This is a genomic window from Planococcus halocryophilus (genome assembly GCF_022489025.1).
GTDB classification, from domain to species: domain Bacteria; phylum Bacillota; class Bacilli; order Bacillales_A; family Planococcaceae; genus Planococcus; species Planococcus halocryophilus_A.
Genome location: NZ_JAKVTG010000044.1, coordinates 1 through 611 on the forward strand (window position 1 = coordinate 1; position 611 = coordinate 611).

The 611-nt window shown below is 47.0% G+C and carries 1 protein-coding gene; it reads right to left on the reverse strand.

Translation table 11 applies throughout. The features are described 5' to 3' along the window. Nucleotides 1-611, reverse strand: a 611-nt coding sequence (locus MLE13_RS17895) for a citrate/2-methylcitrate synthase (protein ID WP_276323987.1), incomplete at both ends; no start/stop codon positions are given.

Here is a 611-nt window from a genome sequence, read left to right on the forward strand (position 1 = left end):
ACTGGCACGTAAGTTTGCATACCCGGTCCGATGTATTCCGCACGTGGGCGGATCAAGCGGTTGTTTGAGTATTGTTCTAAAATGTGTGCCAACCATCCCGATGTACGCGAAACCGCGAAAATCGGTGTGAACAAATCGTGGTCGATGTTCAAGCTGTGATAAACAGATGCTGAGTAGAAATCCACGTTTGGTGGCAAGTTTTTCTCACCTGTCACGATGTCGTTAATTTTCACCGACATGTCGTACCATTTTTCTTCGCCACGGATTTTTGTTAATTTCTGTGACATTTCACGTAAATGTTTCGCACGTGGGTCGCCATTGCGGTAAACGCGGTGACCAAAGCCCATGATTTTTTCTTTGTTCGCTAATTTTTCGTGGATGACTTTGTCCACGTTATCGACTGAGCCGATTTCCGTTAACATCTTCATCACTTGTTCGTTCGCGCCCCCGTGAAGTGGGCCTTTTAATGCGCCGATGGCTGCAGTAACACCCGAATAAACGTCCGACAACGTAGCGACAGCTACACGTGCTGTAAACGTTGAGGCATTTAATTCGTGGTCTGCGTGAAGAACAAGCGCTTTGTTGAAGGCTTCTTCTTCGATTGCTTCAGG